The sequence below is a fragment of the Shewanella insulae genome (assembly GCF_009831655.1).
Taxonomy (GTDB): Bacteria; Pseudomonadota; Gammaproteobacteria; order Enterobacterales; family Shewanellaceae; genus Shewanella; species Shewanella insulae.
On record NZ_WRPA01000017.1, the window covers coordinates 62,334 to 82,553 of the forward strand.

Annotated in this window: 20 protein-coding genes; 5 read left to right on the forward strand and 15 right to left on the reverse strand. The window is 49.3% G+C overall.

Annotated features, from left to right (window positions below):
- Positions 1–2: 2 nt before the first annotated feature.
- The 10 genes from GNT65_RS16605 to GNT65_RS16650 form a co-directional block, all read right to left on the reverse strand.
- Positions 3–953 (reverse strand): ABC transporter substrate-binding protein, encoded by a 951-nt coding sequence (locus tag GNT65_RS16605; RefSeq protein ID WP_244952212.1) that lies wholly within the window; start codon positions 951–953, stop codon positions 3–5.
- 13 nt (positions 954–966) lie between these two features.
- Positions 967–1,869 carry a diguanylate cyclase gene (locus GNT65_RS16610; RefSeq protein ID WP_160798237.1) on the reverse strand — a complete coding sequence of 301 codons (903 nt, stop codon included), beginning with the start codon at positions 1,867–1,869 and terminating at the stop codon, positions 967–969.
- Positions 1,870–2,064: 195 nt separating this feature from the next.
- A complete protein-coding gene (locus tag GNT65_RS16615; RefSeq protein ID WP_160798239.1) occupies positions 2,065–2,718 on the reverse strand; it encodes a porin family protein in 654 nt (217 codons plus the stop codon).
- Positions 2,719–3,353: 635 nt separating this feature from the next.
- Entirely contained in the window at positions 3,354–3,740 is a 387-nt protein-coding gene (locus GNT65_RS16620) for a hypothetical protein (RefSeq protein WP_160798240.1), read from the reverse strand.
- A 32-nt stretch (positions 3,741–3,772) separates the two neighbouring features.
- Entirely contained in the window at positions 3,773–4,912 is a 1,140-nt protein-coding gene (locus tag GNT65_RS16625) for a BamA/TamA family outer membrane protein (RefSeq protein WP_160798242.1), read from the reverse strand.
- Positions 4,913–4,991: 79 nt separating this feature from the next.
- A complete protein-coding gene (locus GNT65_RS16630; protein ID WP_160798244.1) occupies positions 4,992–5,339 on the reverse strand; it encodes a hypothetical protein in 348 nt (115 codons plus the stop codon).
- A 120-nt stretch (positions 5,340–5,459) separates the two neighbouring features.
- Positions 5,460–5,657 (reverse strand): chlorhexidine efflux transporter, encoded by a 198-nt coding sequence (locus GNT65_RS16635; RefSeq protein ID WP_160798246.1) that lies wholly within the window; start codon positions 5,655–5,657, stop codon positions 5,460–5,462.
- Between the two features lie 15 nt (positions 5,658–5,672).
- Positions 5,673–5,882, reverse strand: a complete 210-nt coding sequence (locus tag GNT65_RS16640; protein WP_160798248.1) for a chlorhexidine efflux transporter — start codon at positions 5,880–5,882, stop codon at positions 5,673–5,675.
- A gap of 97 nt (positions 5,883–5,979) precedes the next feature.
- Entirely contained in the window at positions 5,980–9,108 is a 3,129-nt protein-coding gene (locus GNT65_RS16645; protein WP_160798250.1) for an efflux RND transporter permease subunit, read from the reverse strand.
- A gap of 6 nt (positions 9,109–9,114) precedes the next feature.
- Positions 9,115–10,245, reverse strand: a complete 1,131-nt coding sequence (locus tag GNT65_RS16650; RefSeq protein ID WP_160798252.1) for an efflux RND transporter periplasmic adaptor subunit — start codon at positions 10,243–10,245, stop codon at positions 9,115–9,117.
- Between the two features lie 244 nt (positions 10,246–10,489).
- Here GNT65_RS16650 and GNT65_RS16655 point away from each other — a divergent pair, with 244 nt between their 5' ends.
- The gene (locus tag GNT65_RS16655) at positions 10,490–10,642 is read left to right on the forward strand and encodes a hypothetical protein (protein WP_160798254.1); all 153 of its coding nucleotides are present in this window, start codon (positions 10,490–10,492) and stop codon (positions 10,640–10,642) included.
- A gap of 43 nt (positions 10,643–10,685) precedes the next feature.
- Here the strand turns inward: GNT65_RS16655 and GNT65_RS16660 are convergent, their stop codons facing one another.
- Positions 10,686–11,558 (reverse strand): LysR family transcriptional regulator, encoded by an 873-nt coding sequence (locus GNT65_RS16660; RefSeq protein ID WP_144204095.1) that lies wholly within the window; start codon positions 11,556–11,558, stop codon positions 10,686–10,688.
- 104 nt (positions 11,559–11,662) lie between these two features.
- Between GNT65_RS16660 and GNT65_RS16665 the strand changes: the two genes are divergently transcribed.
- The gene (locus GNT65_RS16665; RefSeq protein WP_160798256.1) at positions 11,663–12,358 is read left to right on the forward strand and encodes a hypothetical protein; all 696 of its coding nucleotides are present in this window, start codon (positions 11,663–11,665) and stop codon (positions 12,356–12,358) included.
- A 62-nt stretch (positions 12,359–12,420) separates the two neighbouring features.
- Here GNT65_RS16665 and GNT65_RS16670 read toward each other — a convergent pair whose 3' ends face one another.
- On the reverse strand, positions 12,421–13,521 hold the full coding sequence (locus GNT65_RS16670; protein WP_160798258.1) for an MFS transporter: 1,101 nt from the start codon (positions 13,519–13,521) through the stop codon (positions 12,421–12,423).
- A gap of 515 nt (positions 13,522–14,036) precedes the next feature.
- On the opposite strand from GNT65_RS16670, the gene GNT65_RS20710 reads away from it, so the two are divergent.
- Genes GNT65_RS20710 through GNT65_RS16680 form a run of 3 tightly spaced genes read left to right on the forward strand, consistent with a single transcriptional unit; the run spans position 14,037 to position 16,976 of the window.
- Positions 14,037–14,171, forward strand: a complete 135-nt coding sequence (locus GNT65_RS20710) for a hypothetical protein (protein WP_276508673.1) — start codon at positions 14,037–14,039, stop codon at positions 14,169–14,171.
- Positions 14,172–14,173: 2 nt separating this feature from the next.
- Positions 14,174–15,910 carry an HsdM family class I SAM-dependent methyltransferase gene (locus tag GNT65_RS16675; RefSeq protein ID WP_160798260.1) on the forward strand — a complete coding sequence of 579 codons (1,737 nt, stop codon included), beginning with the start codon at positions 14,174–14,176 and terminating at the stop codon, positions 15,908–15,910.
- Entirely contained in the window at positions 15,885–16,976 is a 1,092-nt protein-coding gene (locus GNT65_RS16680) for a BsuBI/PstI family type II restriction endonuclease (RefSeq protein WP_219822475.1), read from the forward strand. Before GNT65_RS16675 ends, GNT65_RS16680 begins: the two co-directional genes overlap by 26 nt.
- A 49-nt stretch (positions 16,977–17,025) precedes the next feature.
- Here the strand turns inward: GNT65_RS16680 and GNT65_RS16685 are convergent, their stop codons facing one another.
- From GNT65_RS16685 to GNT65_RS16695, 3 genes are all read right to left on the reverse strand, one after another.
- A complete protein-coding gene (locus GNT65_RS16685) occupies positions 17,026–18,525 on the reverse strand; it encodes a competence protein CoiA family protein (protein WP_160798262.1) in 1,500 nt (499 codons plus the stop codon).
- 148 nt (positions 18,526–18,673) lie between these two features.
- Positions 18,674–19,150 carry a hypothetical protein gene (locus tag GNT65_RS16690; protein ID WP_160798264.1) on the reverse strand — a complete coding sequence of 159 codons (477 nt, stop codon included), beginning with the start codon at positions 19,148–19,150 and terminating at the stop codon, positions 18,674–18,676.
- A 110-nt stretch (positions 19,151–19,260) separates the two neighbouring features.
- Positions 19,261–20,211, reverse strand: coding sequence for a reverse transcriptase family protein (locus tag GNT65_RS16695; RefSeq protein ID WP_160798266.1), 951 nt, complete (start codon positions 20,209–20,211; stop codon positions 19,261–19,263).
- Positions 20,212–20,220: the final 9 nt, after the last annotated feature.

Here is a 20,220-nt window from a genome sequence, read left to right on the forward strand (position 1 = left end):
GGTTAATTCGCCCGATAGAAAAGTTCATCAACATGACCGCAATCGGATTCGATCGCCTCTATCTTGACCAAGGTTTCACAGACGCTGTAACCCAACTGGGTCAGCTTATCCCCTTGAGCAAACAACTTATTCTGCTCCTCTCGGCTCAGCAGCTTGAGATCCGCCAGGGCTGCCTTAAAGTCTGCCGCCAGCAGGCCCTCGCGCTTAGCCATGATCCCTATTGCATCGTCCGGATGCTGCTGCAGATAATCCATCGCCATCTGCCAGGCCTGATGGATCTGCGCCACCAATTGAGGATGCTCTGCCAGGACACTCGAGGAGATAGACAGGGTATCCAACACCTCCTCGGGGATCTCCTTGGTGGAGAACAGCTCACGATATTCGCCACTCGATTGTATCTCTACCGAATAGGGGGGATAGGTCACTATGGCATCGATCTTACCTATCCCCAGGGCACTTGCCGCCGCCCCCTGTTCGACATTGATCACCCTGACGTCATCAAGCTGCATATCGTGCAGCCTTAGCGCCCGCTCCAGCACGAAGATCCCCAGGGAGCTGACCTCGCAGCCGATAGTCTCGCCCTTGAGCGCCTGCATGCTCTCTATCGAACCGGGCGCTATGATCACGTCGCCACCATCTGAGTAGTCGGCCAGCAAGACAATTTTTATCGGCTTACCTCCCAGAGGCGCCACCTGTATCGCCTCTATCATGGTGCTGGCAAAGCCATCCACATAACCGGTTAAATAGGCGCGCTGGGCATCGGATAGGGTCGACACCTGTACCAGCTCTATGTTGGCCCCTGCCGCCTCAAAGAAACCTTTCTGTTTCGCCAGATAGAGGAGTTCATAGCCGGGCCAAGGGTTTATGGCGATGGTGACAGGCTCTTCGACCTTCTTTTGACCGCAGCCTGCAAATAGCAGAGCCACAAGCAAGCAGATGATTCCCTTAATCATTGACTGTTCTTCCTTAATCATTTTCTACCGTTAGATAGGCACCATCCTGATAACAGACTACGCGATTGCGCCCATCGGCCTTGGCCTTATACACAGCCTCATCGGCCAAGACCAACAGGTGTGACAGATCGGCATTATGATGGTTGGCGGTGACCACACCGAAGCTGCCGGTTACCTCCAACCCCATGGGTTTAAGCCGCGCCAGCTTCATGCGCACGTCTTCGGTTTTTTCTCTGGCGATGGCTAAGCCACACTCCATTAGGATCACAAACTCCTCGCCCCCCATGCGTGCCACCAGATCTTCCTTACGAAAACTCTCCTGTAACAACTTGGCCACAGCTTGCAATACGAGATCGCCGATATGATGGCCGTTGAAGTCGTTAATCTTCTTGAAGTGGTCCAGATCCAGCATCACGATAGAGAGCTCTTTCTGGTGTCGTACCATGGCCGAGAGACTCTGGGCCGCGCGCTCGGCGAGGAAGTGACGATTGTAGAGGCCGGTGAGCTGATCATGCAGGGCCATAAACTTAAGCTTATCACTATGTTGTTTGAGTTGAATATGGGTACTGACCCGAGCGCGCACAATCGCCGGGCGGATTGGCTTGGTAATATAATCCACCGCACCTATCTCCAGCCCCTTCTGCTCATCCTCGTCCGAATCTTTGGCGGTCACGAAGATAATGGGGATCTCGGCCGTCTCTGGGTTGGCCTTTAACTGGCGACACACCTGGTACCCATCCATGCCGGGCATCAGGACATCGAGCAAGATGATGTCTGGTTTCTGCTTGGCCACCTTGAGACACTCTTCCCCGCTTTCGGCAGTCCACACCTGAAACATCTCCTTCAGGCACTGCCGCATGATCAGGACATTTGTCTTAACGTCATCAACCACCAACACTACAGATTGTTCTTCCATGCAATCCCCTAATCAGCAACCAGCAATTAGCCACAATGTTTCAAATGGATAGCGATCTTTTTAAGTGTAGCAGAAAGGATTTTTTCATCCGCAAATCCCACAATTAACATCACAGAAGTTCACGCAGCTGACAACCAAAATATGCAGGCAAGAAAAGCAAAAGGGCCCGTAGGCCCTTTTTGAGATGGTAATAAATTAGAAGCGATAGGTTAAACCGATAACAGACTTGGTTTCCCAATCAGTTGCACCATTGGCATAAGGCACAGCCTGATCCGCCTCTTCACGGCCTAACTTGATGTAGCCTGTCAGGTTATCGATGAAATCATAACCGGCAACGGCAAATACGTTGCGGGTATCAGAATTAATACCTTCGAAACGATCACGTATGTATGAAGCCTCGACACCGGCAAATAAGCCGCTATCAAACTGGTAACCTGTACCCACCTCGGCGCGATACTCTTTAACGGTTGAATCTACAATCACTTCGGCACCATTACCTGTGATGTCCATAGGCGCTGCACCATAGACCTTGATGCGATCTTTACGCATCGCGCGGCCTTCGGCATAGGCATAGAAGTTATCGAAGTTTGTCTCTACACGCAGACCACCACCGAAAGAACCATCGTTGAAACGCTTATCTTCATATTGGGTCTCAACTGACGCAAACGGGATCACAGACACGACTCCGAAGTTGAAATCATAGCCAATTCTGGCTTCCAGGTTAGTCGACTTGTCTTGAGTGGTGTGCTCAGCCTCTACCTTACCGGTAAAGCCGTTTAGCACGTCGGCGTTAGCCGCACCGGCAGATAACGCAAGTAATGTAGCAACAACAATAGCTGACTTTTTCATGTATATTCCCCATATCTATATTTGATGAATGTCTCTCACGAGCATCAAACCTTGGCTCGTCAGATGAAGCTATTATCTTTAAGACTTTCGCAAACATTGAATTAGTAACTATTCGATATTCCAATACATCAATATCTACCAGCTGTTCCACCACACAAGCCACACCAAACAAAAAATAACAGTTTCAAAGCCTTACGATGCAGCACCAATCTTCGATGCAATTTTGAGCAGAGTTCTAGAACGGGTGGGAAAAAATCTTAGGGGGGCGCTCTGTCAGCTTAGGTTCAGGAAACTCACGCCATCAAAGTTCAAATTCGCCCCTATGAGCCTGAAAAACCCCCGCCTTCAACCCACGAATTACCATTAATCAGTGACTCAATGACACCAAAGCTGCTCGCCATCTGACGCTCAGCCTAATTTTTATGGCTAGAAATGAAGGACTTGAGATGTGAAAAGGCCACATAAATAAGCCAAGCAACGGCTAAGCGGAGCGAACTACAAAGATGAGCAGCCTGAGACGGCTAAACAAAGATAACGGCGCGGCAAGCACACGGCAAACAAGGAAGTAAACGGAGAAACAAAGACAGCCGGGGTAAGCACCTAGAGACTTGAGGCGCTCACCCTGCCGCCAGGGGTTATCTTTCACACTCGTCGACACGAGAATGGTAAGGGTCGTCGTCGGCAAGACAGAGCCTATCGGCCTGAAGTTGACCCTGCTTCTGCTCCGCCTGCTTCTGCTCCGCCTGCTCGGCCTTCTTCTGCGCCTCGAACTTAGCCAGGCGCTCGTCGAGCGCACGCTCGATAACATCGTGATTGAGCTCGATGCAGTCATAGTCGCCGGCGGCACATTCCCACTCGGCGCGCACGGGTTGGCTGGCAATAATCGACAGCATAAGCGCAACCATCAGGCTGCCCAACACGCCCACCAGCTTTGAGCGACGCTGCTTGAGTAGCGGCAACTCGGGCAATAGGAATTGCTCTACGCCGCCGACCGGTTCACACACTTTATTTAAATTGGCCATAGGAATTACCTCTTGTGCTAATCAAAAATGACTTACCAGGCCCCACCAACCTGTAAATACAGGGTCCACTCCTCTGGCCCCTTGGCGATATCCATCCCTGTGCGCAGCCCAAGCTGGCGCGCCATCAGGTAACGAAAGCCCACCCCCTGGGTCTTGAGCCAGGGGCTATCGGCAAAACGCTCGTCTGCCATCACCGCCTTACCGGCGCCGGCAAAGCCCAGCAGGGTCCAGCGATCGTCGAGGTCATAACTCACCTCGACCTCTCCCAGGGCGGTGTCATCCCCCTGATAGCGCATCGCCGGCATGCCGCGCATGTCCAGGTAAGGCAAGGCGTAGAAGGGGGCATCGCCCGAGAGAGACTTGGCATCCAGACGCATGTTGACGCCCCACTTGGCATTCAGCCTGTGATAGGCATGCAGGAAGGCGCTGTCGGTGCGATAGTCGAAGTCGCCGCCGAGTCGTTTGTCGTGCTGGGTACTCTTCAGCCTCGCCTTGATACCGCTGCGGGGCGAGAAATGGTTGTCTGTGCTGTCGTAGGTGAGCTTGACCCCCAGGGCGCCATCGCTATCGGCCATGGCACTCTCCTGGTTGAGCGGATGCTCACCGCCTAGGTCGAACTCAGCCTCGGAGCGGGTATAGCTATATTCACCGCCGAGGAAGAAGTTGCTCTCTCCCAGGCGTACATCGATATCTTGAAACAGATGCCAGCCTTGCAGCGAGAAACCCATGGCCGGGGCGTCGATACCCGTGTAGGCCTTGAGCCTGAGATCGGCGGCGAAGATGCCGCCCAGATATCGCACCCTGTCTTCCAGCCAGTTCCCCGAATGAAACAGGCCACCCAGCTTGGTTCCGTTATTGGTGCCGGCGGCCACCACGCCCGTAACGCTCGGCGGGATCTCGGCCACGGCCAAGGGGTCTTCGAGCCGCTTCTGCCGTTGCGACTCGGACTCATGGAAGAACAGCAGGGCGGCGCCGCCGCCCACCCCTACCGCAGGCTCGGTGATCAGAATCGGTACAGGCATGAAGCCGTGGGCGTTGTTAAGGATCCACTGACTGGCATCGACACGGCCATCGGTGGGATCCTTAAACTGATCGGTGAAGCCTGCCTGACTGGCACCGGCTAGCAGGCTCAGGCTGAGTACTAAAAGGCTGGGGTAGCTGGGGGTTGCCATAATCTTCTGCCTCGGGAGTTGGGATGACCTTAGCGAGAAACCCTTTCGTCGCTAAGGTCTATGCGGGAAGCGCATTCTGTTAATAACCGTTGATGATGGCGTCATCTATGATCGCATCTTCGATGTAAGCGTCTTCGATCTCTTGCTCTATGATGGCGTCTTCAATGTCTTCGAGGTCACGCTTGCAGCGCTCGCGTTTCACCTCGCCTTCCACCAGGCCGTCGATCGCGCCAATGGCACCACCGATGGCCGCACCACGCTTAGCGCCTTCACCACCGTCGGCGATGGCACCCGCGGCGGTACCTATGAGGCCACCTTCGATGGCACCGGCCACCACATCGCCCAGGGTGTCGTCACAGTAATCGGCCATGGCGAAACCAGAAGCCACACTCAGGGATAAAGCGAGTAACAAGGGTTTGAATTTCATCTTATGCTCCGAATCATGCTGTTAATGTCGAGGTCATGATAAGAGCAAAAAGCGAATAGCTTTAGTTAGCTATCATTCGATTTTATAATAGGTTGGTAGGGAGGCGCCGAGCGCGAGGCCTTAGCCCCGCGACGCATAGAAAAATTTCTCGTAGAGGTAGGTGTAGCAGTAGTTGAAGACCAGATAGAAGACCACGAAGCCGATATCCAGCCAGAAGGCCTGCCACAGCGAGATGGACAGATAGGCCGCCATGATGGGCACAGAGATAAACAGCAGCCCCAGCTCAAACAACAGGCTGTGCCAGACTCTGTCTGCCATGGATTTCACCATGGTCTACTTGAAGTAGAGCATGGCTCTGTCGAACAGCAGGTTATAGCCATAGTTCCAGGCCGCGGCAATCAGCGACATGCCTATGGCCAGGGCCAACAAGGCACGAGAATCGACCGAGGTCAGCCAGGCACCCAGGGGCACGGCTAACACCATGGCCCCCAGCTCGAACCCTACTAGATACCTGATGCGATCGAATCTCGTCTTATGTTGCATGATAACCCCCTGCGCCAACTTGGCAGCAGAATAAAGTGTTCTCCAACCGGCAACGCCGTCAGCCAAAACATTGATACGCCGGCGGAGAACATAAACCTTAAGCCGTCACTTCAGTCGCCTTGGGTGAGCGTCTTAGCTCACGCAGGCGTTGCAGTGCGATGAAACAGATTGGCACCAGGAGACAGCCGATCACTGTGGCAATCAACATGCCGCCAAAGCTGGCAATACCCAGGGCGTTACGGCTGGCTGAGCCCGCCCCCGAGGCGATAACCAGAGGCAATACCCCAAGGATGAAGGAGAAGGCCGTCATCAATACCGCTCGCAGACGCAGGGCAATCGCCTGCTTTGCCGCCTCCATGATGGAGAGCCCCTTCTCTTCACGCAGCACCTTGGCAAACTCGACAATCAGAATCGCGTTGCGACTCGCCATACCTATGAGCAGTACCAGGCCCACCTGGGTGTAGAGGTTGATACTGCCACCGGCCAGGGCGGTGAAGCCCAGGGCACCAAACAGCGCCGTCGGTACACAGAGGATAATCGCCAGTGGGATCATCCAGCTCTCGTACTGCGCCACCAGGAATAGATAGGTGAACAGCAGCGCCAGGGCGAACAGGATAGGCGCCGAATCGCCCGCCTGTAGCTCCTGATAGGTCATGCCGGTCCACTCGTAGGCGTAGCCCTGTGGCAGGCTGGTGTCGGCAATCTGCTCCATGGCGGCGATGGCCTCACCCGAGCTATAACCGTCGGCCGGAATCGCAATCACCTGCGCCGTGTTGTACAGGTTGTAGCGGGCGGTGTTGTCCGACCCCACCAGCGGCTTGTAGGCGGCGAAGCTAGACAGCTTGACCATCTCACCAGACACGGCGCGTACATAGATCTGCTCCAGGTCTTTCTCTTGCGAGCGGTAAGATTGCTCCGCCTGCAGGTTCACCTGATAGTTCTTACCGAACTTAGTGAAATCATTGACATACATATTGCCCATCATGGCAGACAGCGTGCTGTTCACCTCGTTAAGATCAACCCCCAGCGCCATCGCCTTGGCTCTGTCCACATCCAGATAGAGCTGTGGCACGTTGGCACTATAGGTGGTGAAGGCCATGGCGATCTCGTCGGCATCGTTGAGCGCCGCCAGATAACCATCCAGCGCGGGCGCCATCTGTTCGACGCTGCGACCACTGAGATCTTCAACCTGCAGGGTCAGACCGCCGGCATTACCCAGGCCGGGAATGGCTGGCATAGAAAACGCCATGCCGGTGACATCTTTGTTCTGATCGATAATCGCCTGTACCTGGGCCACCAGCGCAAACTCTGAGGTTTCAGCCGTCTGGCGCTCGCTCCAGTCGTCCAGCACCACGATCATCATGCCAGAGTTAGACGATGAGGCGCCCTTGAGCAGGCTATAACCCTTGGCGGCCACCACATGCTTGACCCCTTCGAGGGCACTGACCTCGCTGATCATCTCATCGACCATCTTGTCGGTTCTGTCCAGCGCCGAGGCTTCCGGTAGGTTCATGTCCACCATGAATGAGCCCTGATCTTCCGCCGGGATGAAGCCCTTAGGCATGTTGTCGCCCAGCAGCATGATGGCGCCCATCAGCAGGGCCAGCAACGCACCCGATAGCATCAGACGCTTACCGAAGAAGCCTACCGACGAGACATAACCATTAGTCAGTCTGTTGATGAATTGATTGAACCAGGCCAGCGGGCCACGTGTCTTAGGCGCCTCATGACGCATCAAGGCGGCGCACAGGGCAGGCGTAAGGGTGAGAGCCACCACGGTCGAGATCACTGTCGATACCGAGATAGTTACCCCGAATTGCTGATACATCTGACCCACAAGACCAGGGGCGAAGGAGACGGGGCCGAATACCGCCAAGAGCACCAATGCTGAGGCAATCAAAGGGGCTGTCACCTCTTTCATCGCCTTGGAGGTCGCGGTCTTGGCGTCGAGATGCTCCTCACTCATCAGGCGTTCGACGTTTTCGATCACCACGATGGCCGCATCCACCACCACACCGATAGCCAAGATCAGGCCGAACATGGAGATGGTGTTGATATCTATCCCCATGGCCGCCATCACCACGAAGGTGCCAATGAGTGACACGGGAATGGCGATCGAGGGGATCAGGGTCGCGCGCCAGCTCTGCAGGAAGAGGAAGGTCACGACAACCACCAGGCCGATGGCGATATAGAGGGTTTCGAACACCTCATCCATAGACACCTCGATAAAGGTGGTGGAGTCGTAGCTGATCACATGCTCCATATCGGCAGGGAAACGCTGACTGAGACGCTCCATCTCGGCGCGTACCCCTTCGGCAACCTCGAGGGCGTTGGCACCCGGTGCCTGATAGATGGCCAGAATAGGGCTCTCATTCTTGCCGTAGGTAGCCATGGCAGAGTACTGCTCCGCCGCCAGCTCGACACGGGCCACATCTTTTAGTGTGATGAAACCGGCCTGGTTGTCGGCGCGCAGTATGATGTTTTCAAACTCCTCGACATCCACCAGACGACCCTGAGTCTGAATCGTGTATTGGAACACCTGGTTACCGGATGAAGGGCGCTCGCCCAGCTTACCGGCGGCAACCGTGGTATTTTGTGCGCTGATGGCAGCGGCCACATCGTTAGCGGTGATCGCCTTGGCGGCCATCTTCTCTGGGTTAAGCCAGACGCGCATCGAGTAGTTCTGCTCACCGATCACCTGCACTTTACCCACACCTTTCACCCTCAGCAGGGCGTCTTTGATGTTGAGCGAGGCATAGTTAGACAGGTAGAGATTGTCGTGGCTGCCGTTGGGCGAGTAAGTGTTGACCGTCATCAAGATGGAGTTAGCCACCTTCTCGACCGTCACCCCCTGACGCTTAACCTCTTCGGGTAACTTGGCCATCGCCTTGTTTACCCGGTTCTGCACCAGCACCTGGGCCTTATCGGGATCTGTGCCGATGGCAAAGGTTACATAGGCCAGGTAGGTGTTATCGTTGTTCGACTTGGACTCGATATAGATCATGTCCTCGACGCCGTTGATCTCCTGTTCGATCACCGAGGCGACCGTGTTACGTATGGTGTTATGGTCGGCACCAGGAAACACGGCAAACACCTCGATAGAGGGCGGCACTATGCTGGGAAATTGCGATACTGGCATTTTTGCCAGACTGAGTAAGCCTGCCAAGGTCAGCACAATCGAGAGTACGATGGCGAACTTGGGGCGATTAATGAAGAAATCGGCCATGAGTTGTTACCCCTTCTTGGCTAGGGCAACAGGCTGTTGCACGTCGACTTCGACGCCGGCACGCACCGACTGAAGGCCACTGAGGATCACGCGCTCACCGGCTTGCAGACCATCCTGCACTATCCAGGAATCCGCCTGACGCAAGCCCAGCTTGACGTAACGGGCCTCGACCACATTGTCTTGGTTAACGGTAAACACATAGCGACCGCCCTGATCTTCCTGCACCACGGCCTGAGGCACCACCAGCTGTTGCTGGGCTACCTGTTGACGCGACGACACAGAGACGAATTGGCCAGGTACCAGCAGGCCTTCTGGGTTAGGGAAGGTGACGCGAAAACGGATAGAACCGCTGCGACTGTCCACATGGTTGTCGATGAAGTCGACCTCACCCTTGTGGTGATACAGGGTGCCGTTGGCCAGGGTCAGCGCCATCTCGGGCGACGCTATCTCCTCGCCCGCCTGCACACGTTGCTGCAGGTCATTGAGATACTGCTTCTCGTCCAGCTTGATATCCACATGCATGGCGCTGCTGCTCACTAGAGTGGTCAGCGGCTCGACATCAGGCCCCACCAAGGCACCGACACTCACTCGGCTGTCGCTCATCACACCGTCAAAGGGGGCAAAGATGCGGGTATTTTCCAGATCCAGCTGGGCATAGTTGAGCGCCGCCTTGGCGCTTTGCACCTCGGCCTTCATGCCGAGAAGCTCGGCTTCGATCTGCTCGACCTCCAGGCTGCTCAGAGCATCTTGCGTCAGCAGGGCCTGGGCCTTCTCATGTTTCTTCGCCTGTAGCATCATCTGCGCCGTTTTCTGCGCCAGGTTGGCCTCCAGGCGGGCGACCTCGGCCTGAAACGGCTTAGGGTCTATCTCAAACAGCAGATCACCCTTCTTAACCTGAGCGCCATCGGTATAAACCTGGCTGATCAGGTAACCGGAGATCTTTGGCAAGATCTCCACCTGGTCGACCGCCAGGGTCTTACCCATGAACTGTTCGGTGAGTTGGATCAGCTGAGGTTGCATAACCTGCACTGTGACCTTGGGTTGTTCGGTGAACTCCCCGTCGACTTCGGCTTGCTGCGAACAGGCAGCGAGTAGAAGTGGGAGGGAAATCGCAATAAGTTTGGCTGACGTACCCATAATGACCTCTTCTCAAGCATCGACACTCATGTGCCACAAACGATTAAATTACGACCACTATACAGAGGAGTTTTTAATACTTTTAACTAGGTATTATTAGGTTATCGAATGGGTTTGGGGCGGGGGTGAGCGGGGATAGATGACACCACATCTATTCGAAATACAGATGGTTATTAATTAACCTAAGCAGGATTGTTAATAGATAATGGCCTCACCAACAGCAAGGTACAATATCGAGGTCATCATGTTTAACAAAAACGCTAACCTGGGCAAAATGGATCAATTCATGTCAGTGATCACCGCCGGCGCCATCATTAGCCTATTTGTGGTTTACGAGTCGTTATTCGGCCAGGATCTGGCCATTCAGCAAGTGGTTATCGAGCTGCTGAGACACTAATAGGCTGTCTCAGCTACCAAGCCTCAGCCGCTCGCGTGAAAAATTAACGCTTGAGTAGGTCGATAAAGAAGCTCTTTGCCGGGCCCTGTTGCGCGGTCGACTTCCACAGCAAATCGACTGTCGTCAAGCCGGCCTCTTTCTCGATGACAGGCTTGAAGGTAGAGAGTGTGCCTATGGCCGCCTTCTCTTCATACATGCTCAAGGGAATGATCCCCCAGCCGATGCCCTGCTCCACCAGACGTATCATGTCATCCAGATCCGACGCCTCCCAGGTTTCCTGAGACACGCGCCCAAGCTTCGCCAGATACTCATTTTGCAACATACTTGAACAGACGATCTGCCGCTCGATGATCAACATCTCGCTGTCTACCGCCTCCAGGTCCGCAAACTTATAGTCGGGGCTACAGATACACACCCACTCGATACGTGCAATACCGACAAAATCGAGATTCTCAGGTACCGCCTCGGACATGATATTAAAGCCGACATCGACCTCATCGGCTTCGATCGCCCGATTAAGGCGGTTGCCGATAAGCTTGACCAGCTTGACCCGGGTGAAGGGAAACTTCTCCGCCATCTTCTCCAACGCCGAATCAAATACAGACATGGGCACCAGAGGATCGGCACCGATAACCAGCTGATCTTCGACCTCTTCGATCACTCCCTTGGCATAACTCTCCATACGAGTCGCCTGGCGCATGAGCACCTTGGCCTGATGATAGAGTCGTTCACCCTGCTCGGTAAGCTGTGGATACTTAGTGCTGCGGTCAAACAGCTCGACCCCGAGATCCAGCTCGAGGTTATTCACCCCTATGCTGACCGAGCTCTGGCTCTTGCCTATGTGTCGGGCGGCGGCCGAAAAGGATCCTTTCTCTACGGCGGCAATAAATGCGTTGAGTTGTTCTAGATTTAACATTTGCGACCTATTCGATTACAAGATACTTACTAACTCTAGTTATTAAAGCTCATCGGAGATACTAACGCCAGTACATTTTACAACCAAGACTAGAGATCAAGACTATGAGCAAATTAATCGCAAAAACCTCAATCATAGCAGTCGCCACCTGTGCCCTGCTGTCACTAAACGCCATGGCCGCCGAGGCGCCAGCCGAAGAGAAAGTCAACTATGGTGATCCAACCGCCAGCTTCAGCACAGTGGGCGTGTCCACCAGCAAAGATGTTGACCAGATCTCCGGCATGATGGGTATTGGCAACAACATGTATCAGTTGGATCTGAACCGCGACAAGAATACCGGCGACTTCAGCGGCCGCGGCCGTTACTTCCATATCACAGACGGCCTGGGTTACTCGGTGGATGTGATTGGCGATGCCGACACTCAGACGCTACTTGGTGGCCTGATGTATAAGTTCCAACTGAGCGACAACGTCTCCATCTTCCCCATGCTGAGCCTGGGTGGTACCCAGACCAAGCGTCCGCTGGAGAACGACAAGTATGACCGCAGTAGCCTGGTGCAGGCCGGTGTCTATGCCATGTATGGTTTCGACGCGGGTCACTGGCTCTACGCCAACCCTAAGAGCACCTACCATGTGAAGAACGAGTCCTTCATCAACCAAGTTGAAGTGGGTGGTGGCTTTATGGTGACCGACAACATCTCTGTCGGTGCCAAGGTGGAATACACCGCCGCCTTCGATACCCCTCAGGGCCGCATGAAGGAAGATACTGTGACCTGGTTACAGGCCAACTACTACTTCTAAGCAGAAGCATGACAGCCACCTAATGAGGTGGCTGTTTTTTTATGCCATGGAAACCCTGCCAACTATGGCTGCTTGAGCCGACTATTGTTGTAGATGGCAGGCATGATCAGCAGCAGAGTGATCAGCAGGAAGATCACCAGCTCGAACAGCACCCACTCCTTGAGCAGCACAGCCGGGGCCAGCGCGGCACCGATAGACTGGGCCGCCACCGCCAGACGAATCGCATGCCCCTCTGGATCAGCCTCGGATATCACCCCCATGAAGAAGGGCAATAGGAAGTTCCACATAAACATGAAACAGCTCACCGCCACAAAATAGACCAGTGGATCCCGGGTCGAAAACAGCAAAACGATGGCGATGCTTTGCCCCAACACCCCAAAGGTGATCACCCGCTGCCGATTGCCATATTTCGCCAACAGCGAGGCGCTCACCGCGCCGAGCAGGCTAAACAGGGTACCGATCGCCAGTATCACCCCCTGATCTATCTCGCTGATGCCGATGCGGGTCGCCACCACGCTCAGCATGGACCAGGCACCGGAATTGGCCAACATGATCATCAAAATGGCAAACAGCGCGGTATAGAGAAACACCTTACCCGTCTTCACCCCTTGAATCACCGGCATCTGCTGCGCCCGGGTATCCACCGGCAGCAACACCATCAACAGGCAGAAGCCAGCCAACAGCACCAGGAGACCATCGAATCCCCCCTGCAGCCTCAGCTGAGGATAGAGGAGAAACAGCAGGCCACTGTAGAGCATCTGCATGGCGATCGCCCGGCCGAAGGCGGCATCGGGCAGCTTGTCACGGGACAGGGTATCGAAGCAGCGGACGATCAAGATGCCGGCGAGGAAACCGGCGGCAAAACGCAAGACAACAAACCACTCCACAGTCGCACAAAGGGCGCTACCCAGATGTGCGAGCGCCAGAGCCAGGAAAACCCCTCGCTCACTGACAAGGTTAATTCGCTGCCAGAAGAAACAGCAGATAGAAGCCAGCGAGAAGCCGATAAGCTCTATGGTGGCCACGTAAGTGAGGGCCAACACAGGTTCGGCAAACTGACGGGAGACCACCTCAAAATAGATGGGCAATAACAGAAAGACGCTAGACGCCACCGACATCTTAATGCCGGCATAAAAGCTATAGCCCCCTCTGGATGTAGACAATACCCACTCTCCTCGATCATCAAAACCAGCGTAACACCTACTTAAGTTTATTCATGAATTCACAAAAAACTTAATAATCAGGTAAGTTAACCCCTGTGAGCCCAAAAGCCCAGCCGATATTTGCGCCAGAGGAGGAGAATGTGAGGGCGCGCGCCGACTTGTGTAGTACCAATAAACTTTGCCCACAAGAAAAAAATGGGACATTAATGTTCGCCCATATACAGACAAAATAAGGTCGAACAAAAATCTTTACAAAGCCTTTGACTTTCCAATCCTTGTGCCCCCCCAAATTTAACACCGTGACATTGAAGTCTTATCAATAGCTATAAGGCACTTAAGCCTGTGACCAAGGGAACGCTAATTGGCTTCATTTAACGCTTTTTTAATCAAAAGAAATCATGAATTCATATTTTCATGAAAACATGAGATAATAAGTCATTATACGAGTTTTATGGCACTAGAAAGAAATGATCGTCAAAGATAAGAGCAACATATCAACAAAAGGCGAAACAGAGATGAAAAAGCCACTCCAGTTTATGGTGGATGAATCATTTCACCGAGAATTCAAAGCGTATGCTGCAAATCAAGGGATCAAAATGTCAGATCTCTTCAAAGAAATGTATGGACTTTATCGGAGCGCCAAGGACTAAACATGGAAATAGTAGAAATGTCTGATGATAAAAGTCTGATGCAAGTCCAAGCTACAAGAGCATATGTAAAAAGTGTCCTTGAGAACTATTGGACTTTAGCAACAATTGGTTACAAGCCAATCCATCCTCTGAGCAATTTTCTCAAAAATACAAACTTGAGACTAGACGAACAAGAAGAAAAAGAAGCACTTAGGCTGGCATCTTCTATTTCTGAGCTATCCATACTTGAAGCTAGCTATAGAGTAGGCGAAATATACACGCAGAGATTACCGAAACAATTAAGAGCTCAACATGGAGTCTACTTCACGCCTCCGGCTTTGAGTAATCGACTTCTCGATAACATTGAGCAAGCAGGTTTTAATTGGACAGAAGGTCGCATTGTAGATCCCGCTTGTGGCGGAGGTGCATTTCTGGCTCCTATAGCCCTTCGAATGAAACAAAATTTAAAAAAGAAAGGTTTTTCCGATCTAGCAATTGTTAAACATATTTCAACAAACCTCCATGGCAAGGAATTAGACCCCTTTTCCGCTTGGATGTCCCAAGTTTTTCTAGAAATAGCGTTATCAAAAGAGTTAGCAGAATCTGATTATGAACTACCAATCGTCATTGAAGTTGGAGATACATTAATTTGCGAGTCAACAGAACGCTATGACTTAGTAGTAGGCAATCCTCCATACTCAAAAATTAAACTAAACAGCGTAACACGTAAGAAATTCTCACGGTCACTATACGGCCACGCAAATCTCTACGGTCTATTCACGGATAAAGCTTTATCTATGTTGAGTGAAACAGGCATACTCGCGTATGTAACACCAACCTCCTTCCTCTCAGGGCAATATTTCAAAGCACTAAGAAGATTACTGTCTATCGAAAGCTCACCTGTCAGTGTTGACTTCATTGACTCCAGAAAAGGGGTCTTTTCGGGTGTACTACAAGAGACGGTTTTAGCAACGTTTTCAAAACGGAAACAACATAATAAAGGTGTATCCTCTACTCTGCGAGTCCTCAATGACTCAGAGGTTCAGGTGGAGCACAATGGTGACTTTACTATCAATGTAGACTGCGACGCTCCCTGGCTCATACCAAGAAGCCCAAGTCACGCACAGTTGCTAGCAGATGCTCAAGAAAATCATTCAACACTATCCCAGTACGGATACAAGGTTAGTACAGGACCTCTTGTGTGGAATAGGCATAAAGAGCAAATAGTTTCGAAGAAAACTAAAACAACATTGCCTCTACTGTGGGGAGAATGTGTCTCTACATGTGGTAAGTTCGAGCACAAATCAGATAAGCGAAATCATGAACCGTGGTTCAGAATTGAAGGTGATATAGACAACTGGTTGGTAGTAAGAGAATCATGCTTGCTATTGCAACGCACGACTGCAAAAGAGCAATCTTCAAGATTAATTGGTGCCATAGTTCCCGACGAATTCATTAAGGCATATGGCGGCGTTGTTATTGAGAATCACCTTAACATGGTAAAACCTATCTCTGGTGCTGACACTATAGTTAGTGTAAATACACTGCAATTCATATTGAAAAGCAAAGTGGTTGATACTCTATTTAGAATGATGAATGGCTCCGTTGCGGTCTCAGCCTATGAACTTGAGGCGTTATTATTACCCCCGTTAGATAAAGCGATTGAAATTCACAGAGCTTTAGTAGATGGTGTAGGGAATGAAATTATCCAAACTATGATAAGGGATTCCTATAGTGGAAGAATTACCAAGGCTGCCTAAATTACACATCGTAGAAGAACGCCTTCCTCTAATATTTCCTGAAGGCACTAAAAACCGACAAAATCACATAAATATTACAGCAGCTAGGACTATTTTTGTATTGCTATATCTTGGTGCTGTAGAAGGAACTGAGGTTTGGCTTAGACCAGATCAAGTTACTAGAATGACCGACTCTCAAGCTGCGATGATTGATAACGACAGTCGATTAGCTTGGCGAAAGACCTCCATGAAGGTAATTCCCAAAGATCAACCAATTTTAGGTCGTTGGTATGAGGTGAATTCAAGGGAGGGTATCCGAGATGACTGTTTAAGATACGCTTTATGTGAAACAGGTGCAGTAATTGTTCGACTAGGTTTAGCTACAACTTCAAGTGCAGGACGCTATGCCCTTGAGAAGGATTTTTCAATGCTATTTGATCCGGCATTATCTGATTTAGAATTCGAAATCGCCGTTGATAGCTGGGCCTCAAAGCATCTCTCTACAAGTGCTATAATGCGAAAACAGCTTGCTCAGCGAGCGGCTTCTCAGAACGAAGGTACTGTAAAAGTTGTTTTCCCTAATAACGAAGTGAGGATGTTAGCTCCTGGACCTAGCTCAGGCATAACCAAGGCGGTCATTGAAGACTTCAGCAAGCACTTTTTAATTCAGCCTGCGGTTGTTTGGATTAGTGAAAGCGCTAATAAAGAAGAACGTAGCGACCGAGAGCTTGCCAATGCAATTGGATTAAATATTGAAGTTGATAAACACTTGCCAGATGTAATCCTAGCGGATATAGGAACACAAGAGCCACTAATTGTTTTTATTGAGGTGGTGGCCAGTGATGGCCCGATCAATGACACCAAAAAAGATGGTTTGATGCTACTTATAAAGAAAAGCACCAAACTTAAAGAATCACAAGCTGTATTTGTAACAGCATACGCAGATAGGGAAGATAGGGCATTTAAGAAGACTTTCTCTGTCTTAGCTTGGCAATCATTTGCCTGGTGCATGTCTGAGCCAGATAAAATAATCGGCCTATATGAGCAAACTGGCACTCGCAAACTAACTGATTTATTAACCGATTAAGGGAAACAAAATAAAAAACCAACATTCAGTTATTTGTAATTTATCGTACTTACTTTATAAACTGCCAGGGGAGAAAATTTTTCAACTGGCTGTTTTCTACCTCATACTTACTCCAACCAACTCTTCTTAAAATACCTAACTCAAACAGTTTTTTCAGCCAAAAACCAACCATTTTTCTGCGATGCTCATAAGCTCGGTCGTCTACAGAAAATCCCAACAAAGACTCCAGCCAAGGATCATCTGCAATTGATCTTGAATCAATTGTGTAACCTTCGTTACCATGGATCTTATAAGTCCAAACAACAGTTCTCCAAACATCCTGTGAGGCATTCCAGCAAAAAATATGCTTTGAAGCTTGCTTCGGGAGTGGCAATCCGAGTTTTTGACAAAGAATTTCCATTTTTTTCTTATCGTCAGCTTCTTTAAAATGACACACAAAAGACGAAACTTTCTGTACTTTTTGCTTCGCTTCTACTTCCTTTTGCATTAACTCGTTATCTGCAATTAATTCTAATTTCCGTTTCCAAGATTCTATATTCAACCAACCTAGATGAAATCGAGAAAAATCTGTATCAGCTCGCTCGTCAAAACTAATTAATAGCGTTGGATTTTCACTGTAAGCTATCCTGTCATGATTACTTACGACAAACAATATTACGTCTACATTCACTTTGCCTTCAACGATACCCCTCCCTTTATAACCATAGGCAAAAGGAAACCACTCGTCATGGAAATGTGTAATCTTAGGAGTCCTAAAAACAGTAAAGGAATTAGAGTTAGATAGTGTCCGAGTAGCTTTCAATGAAGGCCAAGTAAAACTTGGCATATCATGATTATTGCTTAAATACTTTGCCATATCGTATACACTTGTTAAATAACCTTGATCTATCGATTTGACAGCATCATCAACCTGAATCTTTAACTCTCGCTCTAGCTCGTACCTCCTCGAACACTGAAGCCACCTACGATTAGAGTTCTGTAATACCGATCTTTTCAATTCATCACGGCTAACATTCCAAGACAACATACTCAAATCAATTTCAATTGCATCCATTCCAATAGACTTATATTTGTTTTCTCCCAGCTCCCCCTTCGCATTAGTAACAAATATCTCGACTGCTAGCTTTTCATTTTTATCTGATTGACATACAACATCCGCAATTAACTCAATGCTCAACCTTACTTCTTGCTTCGCTTCTACTATCTGAAAACAAGGTGTTTCTGTCCTACATTGCTCTATAATCTCACCAGACATATCCGCACAGGAATAATACCCATGAATTTCAGGTAAAACTAAAGTTGATTGGTCAAGAGCCGATTCTTCTAAGATTTGCTTGGCAGCGAGGTGTAATGCAGACTCTCCTCCACAACCAGTATTGGCTTGATGTGAAAAATAATGAGCTTTTATATCTCCTTTATTAGCAATAAGTGGACTAGAGCAATTTATAGAAGGGCAAATACACCCACATGCCTTCCCTTTCTCTACCTCAGATATATGACGCATAACTCCATCATAACCTAGACCCCAAGCTATTTTCACTCCCGACATATCCATCCTCAACTGCCCATAAGTAAAAAATATTAATTAAAAACAATTTTTGGAACTACGTTACCGAACAGTTTGAAACAAAAACATGACCATAATTGAGTGAAAACAAAATTAAACACACAAAAACTATTCTAACAAATGTTTCCTGTCACAAGTTGTACTTCATCGCTAAATCAATAATACTATACACATTTAAACGCTTATTACCGACAACCTTACTAGCTTTCACATCCAATAGATTAACGTTATGAACTGAACATTTACAAGAGTTATACCACTCGACTTTAAAATAACTCACTCCATAATGGAAAATCTGTTCCCTAAAGCACTCATAACAAAATCTAACTTTACAAGGAAAACCAATACAATTATTAAGAACTACCTCATCATAAAAAAAGGATTCTTCATTAAAAATATTATTGTATATTAAATCAAGATCCAGTTCATTTAGTTTGTAAAAACAACCTATTGCAGGACACCTGTCTGAAATAAATTCTAAAACATCCTCTTTTGAGTAACCAGATAACAAACCATTCCCTTTAATCTTAGGAAAAGTTTTCCAATACCCATCGTAAGAAACGATACCTTTTAGTTCGCTAGACCTCGCTAGCCCTACGCTTAACATCGCATTTCTTATAACTAGACTATGAAGTGTTTCATCGGGAAAAGGGGGAACCATAGTCAAATAAAATTTCTATTATAAACTAGCAGCATACGAGATGGTTAATTACAAAATCACGATTCTATTGAATTTGCATAATTTACATGGCCTAACAATCTTTTTAAATCACCTTCAGACACCTTTCCACTATTTAGCAAATGTTTATAAGCACGCACCTTATTCCTATAACCTTTGGGTAATCTTGGTTTATCACTATTAACCAAAAGACCATGAACTTTTAATCGCTGTCCTTTGCGGGAGTCGGCAAAATACTCTTTTTCTTCATTAAGCTCTAATCCGGCATCTTGAAATATATTACTAATCTGCCCACCCAACCCCTCTGGAAACTCATTTTTACCTGAGAAAACAATATCATCTGCATATCTGGTCACTGATATGTTCAATTCTTCACTTAGCTTTCTCAAATCATCATCAACTTTTATCATTATTAAATTTGAGAGGGTTGGACTTGCTGGGGAACCTTGAGCTAGCACACCATTAAAGCAACACAGAGATGTAATTAATTTACTCCCCATTTCAGAGTACCCTAGCTCTTGAAGTGCTGATTCAACTAGTTCATCTGAAATCGAAGGAAAAAAATCTTTAATATCTATAGAATACACCCAGAGAGCATTGCAATGTTGCTCAGCTGCCATTTTTGCCGAACATCCAGGAATAAAGCCAAATACATGTTCAGGCCGCTGTATCGCTTGACACAGGTGATAGCCTATCCATTTTTGAATCACTTTCAATGCAACTTTTGGTGCTTGGATAGTCCTACGCTTCCTACCTTTATGAATAGTAAAAGTACGGTAAAATTTATGCTGCTGTTTACTCATGGCATGAATAAATTCACGAGAGTAACCAAACAAAATTGCTAAGCAATAGGGTGATACTACAGGAGGTAATTTCGCTTCCGCTAATTTTGATATTTCGTCAGCATAACGGCGCTTTTGAGACTCTGGCAAAGCCTCTATATAGCTTCCTAGCTCGTGAAAAGAAATTAGGAGCGGCGCGGCTTTCATGACACAAAT

Coding starts and splice junctions, on each gene's coding strand:
- GNT65_RS16675 (WP_160798260.1), top strand. CDS start 14,174: ATGGAAATAGTAGAAATGTCTGATGATAAAAGTCTGATGCAAGTCCAA.
- GNT65_RS16650 (WP_160798252.1), bottom strand. CDS start 10,245: ATGGGTACGTCAGCCAAACTTATTGCGATTTCCCTCCCACTTCTACTC.
- GNT65_RS16690 (WP_160798264.1), bottom strand. CDS start 19,150: ATGTTAAGCGTAGGGCTAGCGAGGTCTAGCGAACTAAAAGGTATCGTT.
- GNT65_RS16610 (WP_160798237.1), bottom strand. CDS start 1,869: ATGGAAGAACAATCTGTAGTGTTGGTGGTTGATGACGTTAAGACAAAT.
- GNT65_RS16605 (WP_244952212.1), bottom strand. CDS start 953: ATGATTAAGGGAATCATCTGCTTGCTTGTGGCTCTGCTATTTGCAGGC.
- GNT65_RS16655 (WP_160798254.1), top strand. CDS start 10,490: ATGTTTAACAAAAACGCTAACCTGGGCAAAATGGATCAATTCATGTCA.
- GNT65_RS16665 (WP_160798256.1), top strand. CDS start 11,663: ATGAGCAAATTAATCGCAAAAACCTCAATCATAGCAGTCGCCACCTGT.
- GNT65_RS16630 (WP_160798244.1), bottom strand. CDS start 5,339: ATGAAATTCAAACCCTTGTTACTCGCTTTATCCCTGAGTGTGGCTTCT.
- GNT65_RS16635 (WP_160798246.1), bottom strand. CDS start 5,657: ATGGCAGACAGAGTCTGGCACAGCCTGTTGTTTGAGCTGGGGCTGCTG.
- GNT65_RS16660 (WP_144204095.1), bottom strand. CDS start 11,558: ATGTTAAATCTAGAACAACTCAACGCATTTATTGCCGCCGTAGAGAAA.
- GNT65_RS16640 (WP_160798248.1), bottom strand. CDS start 5,882: ATGCAACATAAGACGAGATTCGATCGCATCAGGTATCTAGTAGGGTTC.
- GNT65_RS16620 (WP_160798240.1), bottom strand. CDS start 3,740: ATGGCCAATTTAAATAAAGTGTGTGAACCGGTCGGCGGCGTAGAGCAA.
- GNT65_RS16695 (WP_160798266.1), bottom strand. CDS start 20,211: ATGAAAGCCGCGCCGCTCCTAATTTCTTTTCACGAGCTAGGAAGCTAT.
- GNT65_RS16645 (WP_160798250.1), bottom strand. CDS start 9,108: ATGGCCGATTTCTTCATTAATCGCCCCAAGTTCGCCATCGTACTCTCG.
- GNT65_RS20710 (WP_276508673.1), top strand. CDS start 14,037: ATGAAAAAGCCACTCCAGTTTATGGTGGATGAATCATTTCACCGAGAA.
- GNT65_RS16625 (WP_160798242.1), bottom strand. CDS start 4,912: ATGGCAACCCCCAGCTACCCCAGCCTTTTAGTACTCAGCCTGAGCCTG.
- GNT65_RS16685 (WP_160798262.1), bottom strand. CDS start 18,525: ATGTCGGGAGTGAAAATAGCTTGGGGTCTAGGTTATGATGGAGTTATG.
- GNT65_RS16615 (WP_160798239.1), bottom strand. CDS start 2,718: ATGAAAAAGTCAGCTATTGTTGTTGCTACATTACTTGCGTTATCTGCC.